The 17,054-nt window shown below is 72.3% G+C and carries 13 protein-coding genes; 10 read left to right on the top strand and 3 right to left on the bottom strand.

The window, feature by feature from the left end; all coding sequences use genetic code 11:
- The first annotated feature begins 139 nt into the window (after positions 1-139).
- Positions 140-3,571: a DEAD/DEAH box helicase gene (locus tag NR111_RS12250; RefSeq protein ID WP_256820918.1), complete on the top strand. Its 3,432-nt coding sequence runs from the start codon at positions 140-142 to the stop codon at positions 3,569-3,571.
- Positions 3,572-3,613: 42 nt separating this feature from the next.
- Here NR111_RS12250 and NR111_RS12255 read toward each other — a convergent pair whose 3' ends face one another.
- The 3 genes from NR111_RS12255 to NR111_RS12265 all read right to left on the bottom strand — a co-directional run bounded on the left by NR111_RS12255 (position 3,614) and on the right by NR111_RS12265 (position 5,729).
- Entirely contained in the window at positions 3,614-4,405 is a 792-nt protein-coding gene (locus tag NR111_RS12255) for an ROK family protein (protein ID WP_067719438.1), read from the bottom strand.
- Between the two features lie 113 nt (positions 4,406-4,518).
- A complete protein-coding gene (locus tag NR111_RS12260) occupies positions 4,519-4,809 on the bottom strand; it encodes a hypothetical protein (RefSeq protein ID WP_154829744.1) in 291 nt (96 codons plus the stop codon).
- A gap of 86 nt (positions 4,810-4,895) precedes the next feature.
- Positions 4,896-5,729: a hypothetical protein gene (locus NR111_RS12265; RefSeq protein ID WP_256820919.1), complete on the bottom strand. Its 834-nt coding sequence runs from the start codon at positions 5,727-5,729 to the stop codon at positions 4,896-4,898.
- 272 nt (positions 5,730-6,001) lie between these two features.
- Here NR111_RS12265 and clpB point away from each other — a divergent pair, with 272 nt between their 5' ends.
- The 9 genes from clpB (at position 6,002) to NR111_RS12310 (ending at position 17,028) form a co-directional block, all read left to right on the top strand.
- Positions 6,002-8,554, top strand: a complete 2,553-nt coding sequence (gene clpB / locus NR111_RS12270; protein WP_256820920.1) for an ATP-dependent chaperone ClpB — start codon at positions 6,002-6,004, stop codon at positions 8,552-8,554.
- 532 nt (positions 8,555-9,086) lie between these two features.
- Positions 9,087-9,767 (top strand): hypothetical protein, encoded by a 681-nt coding sequence (locus tag NR111_RS12275; protein ID WP_163376299.1) that lies wholly within the window; start codon positions 9,087-9,089, stop codon positions 9,765-9,767.
- 1 nt (position 9,768) lies between these two features.
- Positions 9,769-10,710, top strand: a complete 942-nt coding sequence (locus NR111_RS12280) for a hypothetical protein (RefSeq protein WP_120286423.1) — start codon at positions 9,769-9,771, stop codon at positions 10,708-10,710.
- A 129-nt stretch (positions 10,711-10,839) separates the two neighbouring features.
- Positions 10,840-11,718 carry a sulfurtransferase gene (locus NR111_RS12285; RefSeq protein ID WP_256820921.1) on the top strand — a complete coding sequence of 293 codons (879 nt, stop codon included), beginning with the start codon at positions 10,840-10,842 and terminating at the stop codon, positions 11,716-11,718.
- Positions 11,719-11,821: 103 nt separating this feature from the next.
- A complete protein-coding gene (locus tag NR111_RS12290; RefSeq protein ID WP_256820922.1) occupies positions 11,822-14,086 on the top strand; it encodes a hypothetical protein in 2,265 nt (754 codons plus the stop codon).
- A 134-nt stretch (positions 14,087-14,220) separates the two neighbouring features.
- Positions 14,221-14,778: an orotate phosphoribosyltransferase gene (gene pyrE / locus NR111_RS12295; RefSeq protein WP_256820923.1), complete on the top strand. Its 558-nt coding sequence runs from the start codon at positions 14,221-14,223 to the stop codon at positions 14,776-14,778.
- Positions 14,779-14,783: 5 nt separating this feature from the next.
- Complete coding sequence (locus tag NR111_RS12300) at positions 14,784-15,545, top strand: lysoplasmalogenase family protein (protein ID WP_256820924.1); 762 nt, start codon at positions 14,784-14,786, stop codon at positions 15,543-15,545.
- Complete coding sequence (locus NR111_RS12305; RefSeq protein ID WP_256820925.1) at positions 15,542-16,384, top strand: SDR family oxidoreductase; 843 nt, start codon at positions 15,542-15,544, stop codon at positions 16,382-16,384. Before NR111_RS12300 ends, NR111_RS12305 begins: the two co-directional genes overlap by 4 nt.
- Positions 16,381-17,028, top strand: coding sequence for an RNA methyltransferase (locus NR111_RS12310; protein ID WP_256820926.1), 648 nt, complete (start codon positions 16,381-16,383; stop codon positions 17,026-17,028). The genes NR111_RS12305 and NR111_RS12310 overlap by 4 nt, the downstream gene beginning before the upstream one ends.
- The last annotated feature ends 26 nt before the right edge of the window (positions 17,029-17,054 follow it).

Below are 17,054 nucleotides of genomic sequence, written 5' to 3' on the forward strand. Positions count from 1 at the left end.
GGCCGGTCAAGAGTCGGTTTCGAACCTCCATCCGGTTCTCGGCATCCGGTTCTCCACAGCCCGTTCCGCCTCCACAGCGGTGGGCTCACCGACTCCGGTGTCCGGGTACCTCGTCGTCGCCGTCCTCTAGCCTGGCGGCGTGCTGACATCGACCGTCCGGGTTCCCGAGTCCGACGTCGAGTCCTTCGTGGGCTCGGCGGCGCTGGGGCGCGCCCGCGGCTACGCCAACGCGACGCGGATCCGCGACGTGGCGTACGACGCCGCCACCCACCGGCTCACCGCGAACATCAAGGGCAGCGGCGCCGCGGGCAGCGGGCGCTGGTACTCCACGGCCGTTCACCTCACCGTGCCGGCCGCGGACGGGTCCAGCCGCCCGCTGCGCAGCATGTGCTCGTGCCCCGTCGGGCTGAACTGCAAACACGCCGCCGCCCTCATGCTGTTCGTCAGCGAGCAGGCGAGCCAGGACGAGTCGATCCCCGCCTGGCGACGGCAGGCCGAGGACTCCCTGCGCGCGCTCGACACCCCGCGGTGGCAACCCGAGGCCCCGGTGGTGGGACTGCAACTTTCGGTGGTCCCGGACGAACTGGCGCCGGACGACGGCCCGGGCGGCCTACGTCCCGGATTGGGCAACCGCCTCAAGGCCCGGATCGTCGTCCCCGGCAGCGGCGGACGGTGGAAGTCGGCCGGGGTCGAGTGGGACCGCCTCCGCTACGGCTGGGACGGCGCGCTGTCGATCGCGCAGGCCGGGTGGCTGCGCGCCGTGGACGCCCTCGCCCGCAGCCACCGGCAGGCACGCGTGAGGCTGGACCTGTGCGACGCCGAGGTCCCCGCGCTGTGGCCGCTCATCGCGACCGCGGCCGAGGCGGAGATCGAGATCGTGCCCGGTGACGGCCTGCGCGAGGTCGTGCCCGGGCCGCCCCGCCGTGTGGGATTGACCGCGTGGAGCCCCGACGGTTCGGAGCTGGTGCTGGTCGCCGCGGCCGAGGTGGAACCGGGACCGGACGGCACCCGGCCTCTATCCGACGACGACGAGGAGGTCGACCGCCCCCTGCCCGGCGCCCTCGTGGGGGAGCACGGGGACATGGTCGCGCTGGTCCGGGGCCGGGTGCTGGAGCTCTCCCCGGTCGGGCGGCTCGACCCCGGCGTGGCCCGGCGACTGCGCGACTGGCGGGCGCTCAGCGTCCCGGACGAAGCCGTCGCGGAGTTCTGCGCCGACTTCCTGCCCGACCTCGCCGACCGGTTCCCGGTGGTCGACCGCGTCGGGCGGCTCGAACTGCCCGAGTGGGACCGCGTCGAGCTCGAACTGACGATCCGCCCCCTCGCGGGAGCGGGAGCGGGAGCCGGTGCACGCGGCGGCTCGGGTGCCGGGTCTGCTGCCGGGTCCGCTGCCGGGCAGGGCCTGGAGTTGGTCCTGCAGTGGTACCGCGTCGACGTGATGCGCATGTCCGACGGCACCGAGGCCGAGCGCCGCCGCCCCCTGACGGCGGATGTGGTCGCCTCACGCGGCGGTGACCCGTCGGACCTCGATGCGGTGGTGCTGGCGGCGGCCGTCGCGGAAGCGGGCTGGGCCTGGACGATCGCGGACGGCCCGGTCCGGATCGCCGGCCGCGACGCCGGCCTGCTGCTCACCGACGGGATCGAGCAGCTCGGCGCCCTCGACGGCGTCCGCGTGACGGTCCTCGAGGGCGTGCCGCAAATCCGCCGTGCGAGCGAGGGGCCGCGGATCCACGTGGCCACCGAGGACGACAGGTCCGGCATCGACTGGCTGGGCCTGACGGTCTCGGTGACGGTGGAGGGCCGTCCCGTCCCGTTCGCGGAGGTGTTCCGGGCTGTGGTCACCGGCCAGGAGGAGTTCATCACCGCCGACGGTCTGCTGGTCCCCGTGGACCTCGAGCGATTCGGGGAGCTGCGCGTGCTGCTCGACGAGGCGATGGCGGCCTCCGCCGACCGTGTGGGCAGGGAGCCGGACTCCACGGGCGTGCGGATCGGCCTCGGGCAGGCGGGTCTCCTCGCCGACCTCGCCGAGTTGGCCGACGACCTGGCCCCGCCCTCGGGCCGCGCCAAGGCGCTACTCGAACTGGCCTCCGACACGCCCGCACCCGTGCCCGTCCCAGCCATGCTCGACGCCGACCTGCGGCCCTATCAGCAGCACGGGTTGGACTGGCTGGCCATGCTGTGGCGCCACCGGATCGGCGGCATCCTCGCCGACGACATGGGCCTCGGCAAGACCGTGCAGGCGCTCGCGCTCATCGCCCATGCCCACGAGACGGCCGGCGCCGGGGAGACCGGGCCGAAAAGCGACGCGCCGGGCGCCGGGGCCGGCGCCGGGGCGCCCGGCCCGTTCCTGGTGGTGGCACCGTCGTCGGTCGTCCCCAACTGGGAGGCCGAGGCCCGCCGGTTCGTGCCCTCGCTGCGCGTGGCGCGGCGGTCGGCGACCGAGGCCAAGTCCGCCACCACGGTCGCCGAGGACGCCGGTGCGCACGACATCGTGGTGACCTCGGCGACGGTCCTGCGGCTGGACGCCGAGTCCTACACGGGTGTCGACTGGGCCGGGGTGATCCTCGACGAGGCCCAGCAGGCCAAGAACCCCACCTCCAAGCTCTTCGCCGCGCTGGCCGGGCTGCGCGCCGACTTCCTGCTGGCGGTGACCGGCACACCGATGGAGAACAACCTCACCGAACTGTGGGCGGTCGCGGCGCTGTCGTGCCGCGGTGTCCTGCCCGACGCCAAGGACTTCCGTGCCCAGTACCGCACGCCCATCGAGAAGAACGGTGACACGGCCGCACTGGACCGGCTGCGGCGGCGACTCCGACCCTTCCTTCTCCGGCGACGCAAGGAGCTCGTGGCCGGCGAGCTGCCCCCGCGTACCGATGCGGTGATGGAGATCGAACTCTCGGCCACGCACCGCCGGCTCTATGAGCGGGAACTGGCGCGGCAACGCGCGTCCCTGCTGGCGCTGCTCGACGACTTCGAGGCCAACCGGATCAGCATCCTCGCCGGGCTGACCGTGCTCAGGCGTCTCTGCCTGGACGCCTCGCTGATCGACCCGGCCCACGCCGGGGTCGCCTCGGCCAAGACCGACGAGCTCATCGCCGCGCTGCGGGAGGTGGTGGCCGAGGGGCACCGCGCGCTGGTGTTCAGCCAGTTCACCACCTACCTCGACACGGTCGTGGACCGCCTGCGCGCCGAGGGGATCACGGTGGCGCACCTCGACGGCCGGACCACCGACCGGGCGGGGGCCGTGGGCGAGTTCACCGAGGGGGGCGCGCAGGTGTTCTGCCTCAGCCTCAAGGCCGGCGGCGTCGGGCTGAACCTCGTGGGCGCCGACTACGTCTTCCTGCTGGACCCGTGGTGGAACCCGGCGACCGAGGCCCAGGCCGTCGACCGCGCGCACCGCATCGGCCAGACCCGACCGGTGCTGGTGTACCGGATGGTCGCCCGGGACACGATCGAGGAACGGGTGGTCGAGCTGCAGCGGCGCAAGGCCGAGCTGTTCGCGTCCGTCCTGGACAGCGGTGAGCACTTCTCGGCCGCGCTCACCGCCGACGACCTGCGGGGGCTGCTCGACTAGAACGTGCGGGCCGGGTGTCGGGGCCAGGCCACGAGCGTCGGCTCAGCGTCGCTCGGGGAAGGCCAGCCCCGCGGCGACGGCCGCCCCGAACAGCGCGGTGTCCCGCGACGGCGAGAAGACCACCCGAGGGGTGGACACCGAGATCGGCAGGGACTGGAGCTGTTCGGCGACCGGGCCGTGCAGGGCCTTGCCCAGACCGACCACGATGCCCCCCGTGAGCAGGACGGTCTGAGGGCGGAAGAGCTGGACGGCGTCCACGAGGAACGAGCCGAGCCGGTAGGCGTAGATCTCGGCGGCGCCGTCGCCGTGCTCGCGCTCGAGGTCGTACAGCCCGTGACCGCCGAGCCCCCACCAGGCCTCGGTGTTGGTGCCGTCGCCGACGATGCGCCAGTGCCCGAGGTCCCATCCGGTGTGGCCGCACGGGTGGATGAGCGCGCCGTGGTGATTGAGCGCACCGAACGCCAGGGAGGAGCCGAGCGAGATGGCGATCCCGCCGAACTCCACGTCGGGCAGTCGCGTCAGTGCCAGGGCATGGGCGTCACCGTCGCCGATGACGGAGACGGGCGCGTCGATCAGCGACACGAGTTCGGTACGCAGGTCGCCCTCCGCCCAGGCGGCGGCGCGCGAGGACACCACTCGTCCCCGGTCCGCATCGACGTGGCCGTGGAGGGACACGCCCACGCCGGCGGGGGAGTCGTCGACGGCGAGGACCGCTGCGGCGAGGTCCTCGGCCGTCGCGACCTCGGCCCCGTGGACGCCCACCACGTGGCCGTCGACCACGGCGCCGATCCGCGTACCACTGCCGCCGATGTCGACGACGACGCCGTTCCTCATCGCTGCACCTCCGGTTCTCCCACCGTCATTCTCACCACTTATTCGTAGCGGTCGCCCAGCGGGCTGGGTGGCGACTCCGGTCGGGTGGGGGTACGGGGTGAGATGCTCAGGGGTCACCCGGTCTCGGCGTTGCGGATCGGATCGCTGGTCTGACCCACGGTGCTGCAGTACAGCTTGGCCGCCTCCTGGTTGAGCGTGACCTCCATGCCGGCGGGATCGGACTGCCCCTTCTCGTCGAGGAAGGTGGTGATCACCTCGCGCTGGTCCTCGGGCGCCATCTCCATGTAGTCGCCACAGGTGGTGTCTCCTCCCTTGTTCGGGTCCATCGCACCGCAGCCGGTCAGCGCGGCGAGGGCGAGGGCGGTGGCGGCGGCCAGTGCCGCGGGGCGGGGACGGGTGGACATGGGAACCTCCGGGGATGGTGTCGTCAGATGAGGCGAGCGTAGGCCCGCGGGGTCGGCGGCATTCCTCGTTCGGGCGATGCCCGGGCTCAGTGGCACCCGACCATGTGCAGCGCGAACCGGTCGCCGTAGCCGAGGATCGTCTGGATCTCGCCGATCCGCTCCTCCGTCATGATCTCGAGACGGTGGGGACCGGCGTGGTCGATCCCGACGGCGTGCATCAGTTCGTGCAGGGTCAGACTTCGGGACCAGGGGTCTCCGGGGACGGGACTGACCTGGCCGGGTTGGATCACGACGGTCCCCTGCAGGATGAGGCCCCGGGGCCAGACCGCGCCGCCGCCGACCCCCGCCGCGCCGTGGGTGTGGAACATCGGATGGTCGCCGTACGTCACCGACAGGGCACCCTCCACGTCCTTCTGGTCGGGAGCGCCCGGTCCGGTGTAGCGCAGCGGTAGCCCGCTGGAGAAGGCGAGCGTATCCACCGCCCAGGCCAGATCGGCCTCGCTCCCCGGTGGGGCATCGAAGGACCGCACCGGGATCTCGTGTTCACACGGCCAGTGGGCCAGGTACCCGTCGTCGGTGGTCTCGACGGCGTAGTCGACGCCCTCGATGAGCCCGGCCGGCGGCGGGAAATCCTCCGGTCGTCGCGGCGACCATTCCCCGCGCAGCGGCTCCGGCGCGCCCGGGATCGTGGTGTCCACGGCGCGGGCGTCGCCGGCGCGGAAGATCCCGCCGTTGCCACCGGAGAGCCGGACCGCGCCTTCGCCGATCGCGGCGACCGTGTCGCGGTGCCGTTCTGGGACCTTGTCCAGTAGGTAGGGGGTGGTGCCGACCACCGCAAGGGCGATCACCACCGGGACCGTGACCGCCAGGACGTAGATGGCGATCCTGGTCGCGCGGGCCAGGGGGCTGTTGTAATCCACGGCCCTACCGGCTGCTTTCCGCAGTCGGCGGGACAGGGGAGGGGGAGGGCACGTCGGTCACGAGATCTACCTGGGGGGTCGAGGGGGCGACGGTCGAGGGGGAGGCGCCGGAGGTCTAAAAGTGTACTCATATCGTGACGGCGTTCACATCCGGGCGTTCTACTTGAGCGGAATAGACTCAAGGAGGCGGAGGTTGTACGAGGCGTCCGGCCGAAACGGAACCGGTATTGATTCCAGTACGCTCAACAATACGTCGAAGAAAGGACCGGTCGATGAGCCAGTTCAACCCCACGACCAAGACCCAGGCGGCTCTGTCGGCCGCAGTCCAAGCCGCCTCCGCGGCGGGTAACCCGGATGTGCGTCCGGGCCACCTGCTCGTGGCCCTGCTCGAACAACAGGACGGGATCGCGGGTCCCCTCCTCCAGGCCTGCGGGGTGGACCCGCAGCTCGCCCTGACCCAGGCGAAGGGCCTCGTCGGCGGCTACCCCAAGGCGTCCGGCTCGGGGCTCGCCGCCCCCAACTTCAACCGGGACGCCCTCGCCGTCATCAACTACTCCCAGACCCTCGCGGCGGAGATGGGCGACGACTACGTCTCCACCGAACACGTCCTCGTCGGGATCGCGGCCGGTCACACCGGTGGCGATGCGGCCAAGCTCCTCACCGAGCTCGGTGCCACCGAGGACGCCCTGAAGGCGGCGTTCACGGCGGTCCGCGGGAACACGCGCGTGACCACGGAGAACCCCGAGGACCAGTATCAGGCTCTCGAGAAGTACGCCACGGACCTCACCGCCCGTGCCCGCGAGGGCAAGATCGACCCGGTGATCGGGCGCGACTCCGAGATCCGGCGCGTCGTCCAGGTCCTCTCCCGCCGCACGAAGAACAACCCGGTGCTCATCGGCGAGCCCGGGGTCGGCAAGACCGCCATCGTCGAGGGGCTGGCCCGTCGCATCATCGCGGGCGACGTCCCCGAATCCCTCAAGGGCAAGACCCTGCTCTCGCTCGACCTGGGGTCGATGGTCGCCGGCGCGAAGTACCGCGGCGAGTTCGAGGAGCGCCTCAAGGCGGTGCTCGACGAGATCACGGCGGCCGAGGGGCAGATCATCACGTTCATCGACGAGATCCACACGATCGTCGGCGCGGGAGCGACCGGCGAGGGCTCGATGGACGCCGGCAACATGATCAAGCCGATGCTCGCCCGTGGTGAGCTGCGACTGGTCGGCGCCACGACCCTCGACGAATACCGCAAGTACATCGAGAAGGACGCGGCCCTTGAGCGCCGCTTCCAGCAGGTGTACGTGGGAGAGCCGAGCGTCGAGGACACCGTGGGGATCCTCCGCGGCCTCAAGGAGCGGTACGAGGTGCACCACGGTGTGCGCATCACCGACTCCGCCCTGGTCTCCGCCGCCGCGCTCTCGGATCGCTACATCACCCAGCGGTTCCTGCCGGACAAGGCGATCGACCTCGTCGACGAGGCCGCCAGCCGCCTCAAGATGGAGATCGACTCGCGGCCCGAGGAGATCGACGCCGCCGAGCGGATCGTCCGTCGACTCGAGATCGAGGAGGTGGCGCTGCAGAAGGAGACCGACGCGGCGTCCAAGGATCGACTGGTGGCCCTGCAGGCCGAGTTGGCCGACGCCAAGGAGAAGCTCGCCGAGCTCACCGCCCGCTGGCAGAACGAGAAGACCGCCATCCAGGGTGTGCAACTCATCAAGGAGGAGCTCGACGCCCTGCGCACCGAGTCCGAGAAGGCCGAGCGCGACGGCGACTACGCCCGGGTGGCCGAGATCCGCTATGGCCGGCTGCCGGAGCTGGAGAAGCAACTCGCAGACGCTGAAGAGTCCGAGGCCGCGGCCGGCGCGATGCTCAAGGAGGAGGTCGGTCCGGAGGACGTTGCCGAGGTCGTCTCCGCCTGGACCGGAATCCCCGTGGGGAAGATGCTCGAGGGTGAGACCGAGAAGCTCCTGCGCATGGAGGATGAACTCGGTCGCCGGGTCGTGGGTCAGAGAGAGGCCGTCCAGGCCGTCTCCGACGCGGTCCGCCGCGCGCGCGCCGGGGTCGCCGATCCCAACCGCCCCACCGGGTCGTTCCTGTTCCTCGGCCCGACGGGCGTGGGCAAGACCGAGCTGGCCAAGGCGCTCGCGCAGTTCCTGTTCGACGACGAGCGGGCCATGGTCCGGATCGACATGAGCGAGTACTCCGAGAAGCACAGCGTCTCGCGGCTCGTGGGTGCCCCTCCGGGTTACGTCGGCTACGAGTCCGGCGGTCAGCTCACCGAGGCGGTGCGACGCAGGCCGTACACGATCGTCCTGCTCGACGAGGTCGAGAAGGCGCACCCGGACGTCTTCGACATCCTCCTGCAGGTGCTCGACGACGGTCGCCTCACCGACGGGCAGGGGCGCACGGTCGACTTCCGCAACACCATCCTGGTGCTCACGTCCAACCTGGGCGCGGGCGGGACGCGGGAGCAGATGATGGACGCGGTCAAGCGCGCGTTCAAGCCGGAGTTCATCAACCGGCTCGACGACGTCGTGGTCTTCGACGCACTCAGCGAGGAGCAGCTGGAGTCGATCGTCGACATCCAGATCGACGAGCTCGCGCGACGCCTCAAGGGTCGCCGCCTCACGCTCGAGGTGGACGACGCCGCAAAGGGCTGGCTCGCCCGGCGCGGTTACGACCCGGCTTACGGCGCCCGCCCGCTGCGCAGGCTGGTGCAGCAGGCGATTGGTGACAAGCTCGCCCGGTCCCTGCTGGGCGGCGACGTCCGTGACGGTGACACGGTCACCGTGTCACTGGCGGAGGACGGGGAGTCGCTCAGCCTCGACTGACCGGCGTCTGACGAGTCCGGTGCCTGACGGGCCCGACCACCGTGAATGGTGGTCGGGCCCGTCTCTCGTCATGTCGGGGATACGGACGGCCCCTCGACGTCTCTGTGATGAATATCACACAGACGATTCTCGAGGTGGGCGGCTGCGGTCGGGGCGTCCCCCCCGGGGGGGCGTTCGGACTTGGTCGAGGCCCGTGATCGTGCCCCGGGGACGGGCCTCCGGGGCGGGTGCCAGAGGTGTGCGCACCTGCCGCGGACCGGGGCGGCGGAGGTGGGCCGGGCGCATCGCCGCTGGTAGGAAATTTACCGATTTATCGATTCCTCCCGCATTTGACCCCGCACGATTTGTTCGAAAATTCGAGGGTTTTTCCGGTCCGGTAAGGGGCGGAGATCTATGGGGGACGGCGCAGTTTAAGTTCGATGTTTTCCTCGGTCTTTGCCGAACAAAATAGCACTTGACCTGCACTGTTAGGTGTGATCATCTTGTGGTCGACGGGCGCCCGGCCCGCCGACCCGAAGCCACAGGAGCCCTCGTGAACAACGACCACCATTCGAACATCGTGCCCTTCCTCCACACCCGCACCGAATCCGTCTCGGTGATCGTGGACGGATGGAATGTCCTACTCGGAGCCGCGGACGGCTTCGGCTACTCGCGACGCCCCCTCTCGACATTCACACTCGACATGCCCCGCCTCGCGGACGGCGTTGTCGCCCGGCGCCGACGGCCGGGCGGGGCGGTGCGGATCGGGATCATCCTGGGTAGGCACGAGAGAGCCGCCAACCCGGCGGCCCGCGCCGCCCAGGACGCCGCCGCGCGACAGTGGGCCCGCGACCCCCGGGTCACCCTGATCGACCCCGGGATGGTCTCGGTCAGGGCCGCGGCCGAGGAGGCCCGCGCGGGAGACCGGACGCCGCACGACACCGTGGTTCCGATCCGTCGACATCGCGAGGAGAACGGGGACGCGGCGGTCCAGGAGTTGCTGACGCAGTGGACGGATGACGGCCTCACCGACGCGGCGATCCTCGTCAGTGCGGACGCGGACCACGCCGACTGCGTCGCCGACATTCGCAGGAGGCGACGGACCCACGTGGAGGTCGCCCGCTGGGAGTGGCAGGCCTCGAGGCTCTGGCAACCCGGCCTCTGGGTGCACCACCTGGCTCCCGACCTCCTCGACTCCGTCACCACAGACCGCGACCCCCGAAAGGTGGCCTGAGATGACCGACCCCGACCCGACCGACCCCGACCCGACCGACCCCACCCCGCCCGCCCCGCCGCCCACGGTCGGGGGCCCGACCGACGGTGACCTGACGGGAGGGTCCCCGGTCCTGTACACGACTGCCCACCTGTGCAAGGAGCATGACCGGGGCATGGACTACACGCTCGACGTGGTGGAGTACCTCACCGTGGACCTGGCCACCTGGCTCACGGACATCGCCCCGGACGGTTCCGGCCGCGGTCAGGAGGCCTCTGAGCGGGCCCGCCACCTGGGCAGGATGGTGGACCAGCTCTGCACCATGAGCACGCTGGTCGAGCTGTCCTTGCGCCAGCGCCGCGAGCTGGGTGACCCCACCACCGCCTGGGTCCTACTCGAACAGGCCCGCCAGCAGCTCGGCTGGGCGGCCAGTACCGCCGGGGCTCTCGCCCGGTCGATCGCCCGGGCGGAGGGGGACGTCGCCCGCGGCCCGGCCGATGCCGACGCCGGCCTGCCCGACGACGCGCTGCCCGACGACGAGACGACGATGATCGACGACGTCCTCGAGTTCTTCCTCGAGCGGGACCTGGCCCCGCGGCCCGACCACGCGAGGGAGGTGGTAGACATGGGAGACGGCGTCGGGGTGATCCCCGACCCGCGGCCCCTGACCCCGCTCGAGCTGGTCCCTCTTCAGCTGCTCTCGGCGACCGCCATGCAGTGCGGATCGGTGATCGACGACCCGGCCCCCCGGACACTCGTGGACCGGATGGCCTACGGGACCTACGTGGCCAGGCTGCTCGACGAGGCCTCGGAACTCCTCCGCGAGTACGGCCCCGCGGCCGGCCAGCGCGAGCTGGAGCGTCTCGCCGACACGGCACAGGAGGCCGCAGACATCATGTGGCAGCTGACGCCGGGGCCGCTGGAGGTCTTCGCCCCGCGCAGCGACGGGCCTGCGGCCGCCTGAACCGCGGTTCCCTGTGGCGGCGGGGCCGCGCCGGGGCGCGCCGCCCACCGCCGGGTGTTCACGTGAGACCGCTCACGGCGGGTCGATCGGGACCCGCCACCTCGTCGTCGTAAGGACTATCCTTGACACGTGACCAGTGAACCCGCCCCCGACACCCAGGTCAGCCCCCTCCTCGTCTCCGCCCGTGAGCTGATCGAGGACGTCTCCACCCTGCCCACCCCCGTCATCCTCGACGTGCGGTGGCAGCTCGGCGACCCCCGCGGCCGGGAGCACTACTGGTCCGGTCACATCCCCGGCGCGCAGTACCTGGATCTGCCCGGCGATCTCGCGGGGCAGCGCAACGTCCGCGAGGGGCGTCACCCACTGCCGTCGCCCGAGAACTTCGAGGAGTCGATGCGTCGGGTGGGCATCGACGACGACAGTCGCGTGGTGATCTACGACGACTGCGGGAACACCTCCGCCGCGCGCGCCTGGTGGCTCATGCGCTGGGCCGGCAAGAAGGACGTCTATCTGCTCGACGGTGGGCTCAAGGCGTGGATCGCGGAGGGCGAGGACCTCGCGGTGGGGCCCGGGAACCCGGTCTCGCGCGGCGACTTCACCTTTGATCTGGACCACATGCTCACCGTCGGCATCGAGGACACCGCGACGTGGCCCGAGCGGGGCGTGCTCATCGACGCCCGCACCCCGGAGCGCTACGAGGGCCGCACCGAGCCGATGGACTCGCGCGCCGGACACATCCCGGGCGCGGTGAACATACCCACCGGGAACTTCCTCGACGAGCGCGGCCGCTTCTTGCCGGCCGACCAGATCCGCCGCATGTTCGCCGAGGTGGGCGTGACCAGTGGGTCCGACGCGGTCGTGTACTGCGGTTCGGGCATCCACGCCTGCCACGCGTTGGCGGCGATGGAGGTCGCCGGGATCGAGGCGGGTCGCTTGTTCCCGGGCTCGTGGTCAGCGTGGTCGGCGGACCGGAAGCGGCCGGTCTCGATCGGCGAGCAGCCCCGCTGACCGCCCTCGGCGCGTCGCCCACGCCCGTCTCTCATCCGGCCGCGCCCCCACGCGCCGCTGCGCCTGGCCGGGCACACCGCCACCCCTGACTACCCTTGGGGGCATGGTCTGGATCTGGTTCCTCGTAGCCCTCGTGCTGCTCGCCGCGGCGCTCGTCCTGCTGCGCCTGGACGCCAAGCAGCGGGGAGGCGGCGCGGGTGGCGGCGCCCGTCGCGAGAGGCGGACGGCTGTCGGCTCGCCGCCGGTGGGGGAGTCCCCGGACGAGGAGGACGACGACGAGGTCCCGCTCCTCGACGCGCCGGCGGATGAGGTGGGACAGGATCCCGGTTCGGCCGAGCGTGCGGGCGAGCCCCGTCTCGCGCCGTTCCAGCGGTCCGAGGCGTCCGACATCGAGCGCGAGGTGGCCGAGGGCGGCGCGGAGCCGCAGGTGGGCACGGAGCCGGTCACGGGCGACGCGCCGGGCGATGTCGTGGAGACGGCCGCGGCGGCGGATGGCGCTGGGGGTCCCGTCACAGACGCCGAGGCAGGGCCGGACGCGGTGGCCGATTTCGGTGACCGCTCCGACGCGGACACGGACGCGGACACGCACGCGAGCGCGGACGCCGTCGCCACGAGGGGCCCGGTCGCAGACGACGGTCTCGCCGAGCCCGCCCCGCTCGATCCGGCCGAGCCCACGGCGGAGTCGTCGCCGCGGCTGCTGGACCGGGTCCGGGCACTGCTGCCGGCGCGTCGGCAGCGTACGTCCGCGCTCGAGCCGGTCGAGGAGTCGCCCGCCGATCCGCTGGCGGATTCGCCGGTCGTGCGCTGGCTGGAGGACCGGGAGTTCGCCCCGACCCCCACTCCGGCGCCGGAGTTCATGCACGGGGACTTCTCTGGTGGACTCAGCGCACTGGGCACCGTGTCCCACGGGATCTTCCGTGGTCGCCGGGCGATCATGGGCGTCACCGGCGGACGCACCGTCCTCGCGCTGCGCCGCGGCACCGCCTCCGATGTGGTCCTCGACCTGAGCCGCCCGGACGTCGAGGCCGAGCCCGGCTTCCACGACGCCGGCGAGGTCGGCGTCCTGGAGGCCCGGACCTCGGACTACGGCCGTCTCGATCTCATCGACCGCGATCGGCTGGTCGACGCCGTTCGGGAGGTGCCCGCCGGGGTGCGTCGCATCTGGGCCGAGGGCGAGTGGGTGGCGGCGACGGTCGACGGCGTCGACGACCCCTCCACCTGGGATGACGTGGTGATGGCACTGCACGGGGCTGCCGATGTGCTGGCTCCGTTCCCGCCGATCGGGGGGCGGGCCCGCGCGTTGCCCTCCGAGATCGATCCCGGAGCGCCCGGCGCGGCGGCGGGCCCCGAGGCCGACCCCACCGTCGGGATGGACGGCGAGGTCGGCACCGGCACGAACGGCGCCCCGGCGACGGCGGCGCTGCCCGACCCGGAGGACTTCGCCGTCGTCGACGACGAGGACACCGACACGGACACCGACACCGACACGGACACGGACACGGACACCGGCCGGGTCGCCGGCGTGGCCACCGCCGTCACCCCCGATGAGGGCACGTCGCCTCCGGCGCCCGAGCCCCGGCGGGCCGGTCACCTCCGCCTGGTCCCCGACCGCAGGGGGGCGCGCGACCTGACCGACGTGCCCGTCGTGGCCGACCGGGGGGACCCCGCCGACGACACCGAGCACGGCGCTGCGGGCGACCAGGCCGCAGATGAACCCGTCACCGCTGTCGCCGCCGGGCCAGCACAGACCGCGGAACCCGCCGCCGAAGAACCCGACCCGTTCGCCGAGATCATGGAGCCGTCGGGGCCGGTCCCGGCCCGCGGCGACGTGGCGGCCGACCACCTGGCGCCGAGGCCCCCGCTGTCGCGTCCGACTCGCGGTGTCGGGCAGGCCTACCCCGAGGACGCGTCGGTCCCTCCGCTCGCCGCGGGCGCGGCAACCGGCGCCGCCGGCATCAAGCCGCTCGGCTCGGAGGACGACGAGGACGAGATCCGCGACGAGGTCGAGCGGTTCGACGCCGCCCGCATCGACGGTGGCTCCGACCTCGACCGCACGTCGGGTGGCCGGCACGGGGCCGAGACCACCGAGGAGGATCCAGAGGGCGAGTCGGGCCGGCTGACGGTCGCGGACCTCGCGGCCAAGGTGGGGGCGACGCCGTCGAGCGGGCGACGTCATCATCGGCGCGCGGAGCCGGACGCGGAGCCGGACGCGGAGCCGAACGCGGAGTCCGATGAGCAGGCCGACGGGCAACCCAGCCACGAGGCCGGCGAGCAGGCGGACGATGCCTCCGGCCGCGAGCGTCCCGGCATCGACCCGGACGTGGAGCAGACCGCGAAGCTGCGGCTCCCGCCCGACATCAGGGACTGACCCGACGCCGCAGCGGGTCGGGGCGTTCCGGAGGCGGACTAGAGTCGGGGGCAGCCGTTCCGCCCACCGTGTCACCACAAACCGTGTCACCACACAACCGTGTCAATGAACACCGTGTCCCCGCGAGGAGTCCCATGACCGATCCCGTCACCGTCGACGCCCAGGCCCGCACGCGACTGTCCGAGCTGGTCGCCGAGTTGGCCGTCGTCCACGGTCGCGTCACCCTCTCCTCGGGGCGCGAGGCCGACTACTACGTCGACCTGCGCCGCGCCACGCTGCACCACGAGGCCTCGCCCTTGATCGGGCGGCTGCTGCGCGAACTCACCGCGGACTGGGACTTCGACGCCGTCGGTGGGTTGACGCTGGGCGCCGATCCGGTGGCCACGGCGATCATGCACGCGCCGGGCCGGCCGATCAACGCGTTCGTGGTGCGCAAGGAGGCCAAGAAGCACGGGCTGCAGCGCCGCATCGAGGGCCCCGACATCGTCGGTCGCCGCGTCCTGGTCGTCGAGGACACCACGACCACCGGGAACTCGCCGCTCACGGCCGTGGCCGCCCTGCGCGAGGCGGGCGCCGAGGTCGTGGGCGTGGCCACCGTGGTGGACCGCGCGACCGGCGCCGACGACGTGATCCGGGCCGAGGGCGTGGAGTACCGCGCGTTGCTGGGCCTGACCGACCTGGGACTGGAGTGACCGGCATGGATACGACGACGACGAGGGCATTCCGCGATCGCCTGGTGCAGACGCTGACGGAGCGGGTGGGCGCACTCGGCGACACCTCCCGCCCGGAGGGGCCCGCGTTCCTCGCGGCCGCCGCGGGGACGGAGATCGCCAAGGCCACCGGGGTCGGCGCGCTGGAGAAGCTGTGCAAGCCGGTGATCGTGCCGGCGGCGCTGGCGATCGCGCTGCGCGACGGTCGGCTCTCCGCGGTCGACACCGCACTGCTGTCTGCCAGCGGGGCGGCGTACACCACCGGCGACGTGATCCTCATGCTCGGTGGCGGCCACGCGAGCCGGTCCAAGTCGAGGCTCGTCGCGGGTGCGGCGGCGTTCGGGGCGGGGCACCTGGCCCTGGGCGGACTCATGCTCCGGTCGGGGCTGCGGTTCAAGCCGGTGCAGTCCGCCGTGCACGGTGTCGTCGCCGGCGTCGCGGGCGCCGTGCTGCTCACGGAGGATCGCGCCAACGCCCCGCTCGCCGCGTACGGCGGGCTGCTCGCCACGCTGTCCGCGTTGGCCACCTCCGTCGACCGGTCGCACGGACCGGCGGCCTCGGTCCTGGCGGTCGCCGGGCCGGTCTTCCTGCTCAGCGACGCGTTGATCCTGGCCCGGCGCAAGACCGAGGGCGGGACCGCACTCGCCCGGGCGCTGGACGTCGGAGTGATCGACACCTACGCCACCGCGGCGCTCCTGCTGCTCACCGGTACCGCCGCAGCGGCGCGTACTGCCGGGAGCGCCTCGTGAACGCCGCGGGCGCACCTGGTCCCGGCACGCCGTCCACCGGCACGGTCCGAACGGTTCTGGTCACCGGCGCCGGCCGCGGGATCGGCGAGGCCACCGCGCGCCGGTTCGCCAACGCCGGCTACCTCGTGGGTGCGTACGACCTCCAGCCCTGTGCGTGGGCCGAGGGAGACGAGCGGATCGTCACCGGCTCGCTCGACGTCACCGATCCGGCCGCGTGGGAGGCCGCTCTCACCGAGCTCACCGCCCGTAGCGGTGGCGCGTTGGACGTGCTGGTCAACAACGCCGGCCTGCTCTACGGCACTCCGTTCATGGACGCGAGTTTCGAGCAGGACGCCGCGCTGGTGGACGTCAACGTCAAGGGCGTGCTCTACGGCTGTCGCGCCGCGTTCCCGTTCCTGGAGAAGTCCGCCACCCCGGCCGTGGTGAACCTCTGCTCGGCGTCGGCGATCTACGGCCAGGCCGAGATGGCGACGTACTCGGCGACCAAGTTCGCGATCCGGGGGATCACCGAGGCCCTGGACCTGGAGTGGGCCCGCCACGGCATTCGGGTGTGCTCGGTGTGGCCGCTCTATGTGGGCACCGGGCTGCTCGAGGGCGTGAACACCACCGGGATGCGCACGATGGGCGTGCGCCTCACGGAGGGCGATGTCGCCGGCGAGATCCTCGATCTGGCCGAGCAGACGGCGCGTGAGTCCTCCGGGGTGTTCGGCAGGATCCGCCGGGCGCTGGGCCGCGAGGTCCACCGGCCGGTCGGGAAGCAGGCCACCGCCATGTACCTGGCCTCGCAGGTCGCCCCCAGCCGACTCGTCAAGCTGTCCAATCAGCGCCTGACCTCGTGACGGGGGCGGGCCCGACCGAGTGGGGCGAGGGCGCGGTCGGCGTCGGCCCGTGGGAGTTCGAGCATCCCGGGGAGCCGCGCCCGGTCGGCGACCGGTGGGATCCCGACCTCCTGGACGCCGGCGACCGCCGCAACGTGGTCGACCGCTACCGATACTGGCGCCGCGAGGCGATCGTCGCCGACCTCGACACCCGTCGGCACCCCTTCCACGTGGCCATCGAGAACTTCGGCCACGACGCCAACATCGGCACCGTCGTGCGCACCGCCAACGCCTTCCTGGCCGCCGAGGTGCACATCGTGGGCCGCCGCCGCTGGAACAGGCGCGGGGCCATGGTCACCGACCGCTACCAACACCTGCGTCACCACGCCGACGTCGCCGCCCTCATGGAGTGGGCCCGCGCCGAGGGGCTGCCGGTCGTCGCCGTCGACAACCTCCCCGGTGCCGAGCCGCTCGAGACCGCGAGCCTGCCGCGCGACTGCGTCCTGCTCTTCGGACAGGAGGGGCCCGGGGTGAGCGAGGACGCGCGCCTGCGGGCCGCGAAGACCGTCTCGATCGCACAGTTCGGCTCGACCCGCTCGATCAACGCCGGCGTGGCCGCCGGGATCGCCATGCACGCCTGGATCCGCGAACACGCCGCCTATTGAGTTTCGATAGGTATAGGTTCATAGTC

It is taken from the genome of Dietzia sp. Die43, from assembly GCF_024519835.1.
Taxonomy (GTDB): Bacteria; Actinomycetota; Actinomycetes; order Mycobacteriales; family Mycobacteriaceae; genus Dietzia; species Dietzia kunjamensis.

What these genes read in the sequence shown, in the direction of transcription:
- NR111_RS12255 (WP_067719438.1), bottom strand. Translation starts at nt 4,405, where the DNA reads ATGAGGAACGGCGTCGTCGTCGACATCGGCGGCAGTGGTACGCGGATC.
- NR111_RS12260 (WP_154829744.1), bottom strand. Translation starts at nt 4,809, where the DNA reads ATGTCCACCCGTCCCCGCCCCGCGGCACTGGCCGCCGCCACCGCCCTC.
- clpB (WP_256820920.1), top strand. Translation starts at nt 6,002, where the DNA reads ATGAGCCAGTTCAACCCCACGACCAAGACCCAGGCGGCTCTGTCGGCC.
- NR111_RS12280 (WP_120286423.1), top strand. Translation starts at nt 9,769, where the DNA reads ATGACCGACCCCGACCCGACCGACCCCGACCCGACCGACCCCACCCCG.
- NR111_RS12290 (WP_256820922.1), top strand. Translation starts at nt 11,822, where the DNA reads ATGGTCTGGATCTGGTTCCTCGTAGCCCTCGTGCTGCTCGCCGCGGCG.
- pyrE (WP_256820923.1), top strand. Translation starts at nt 14,221, where the DNA reads ATGACCGATCCCGTCACCGTCGACGCCCAGGCCCGCACGCGACTGTCC.
- NR111_RS12300 (WP_256820924.1), top strand. Translation starts at nt 14,784, where the DNA reads ATGGATACGACGACGACGAGGGCATTCCGCGATCGCCTGGTGCAGACG.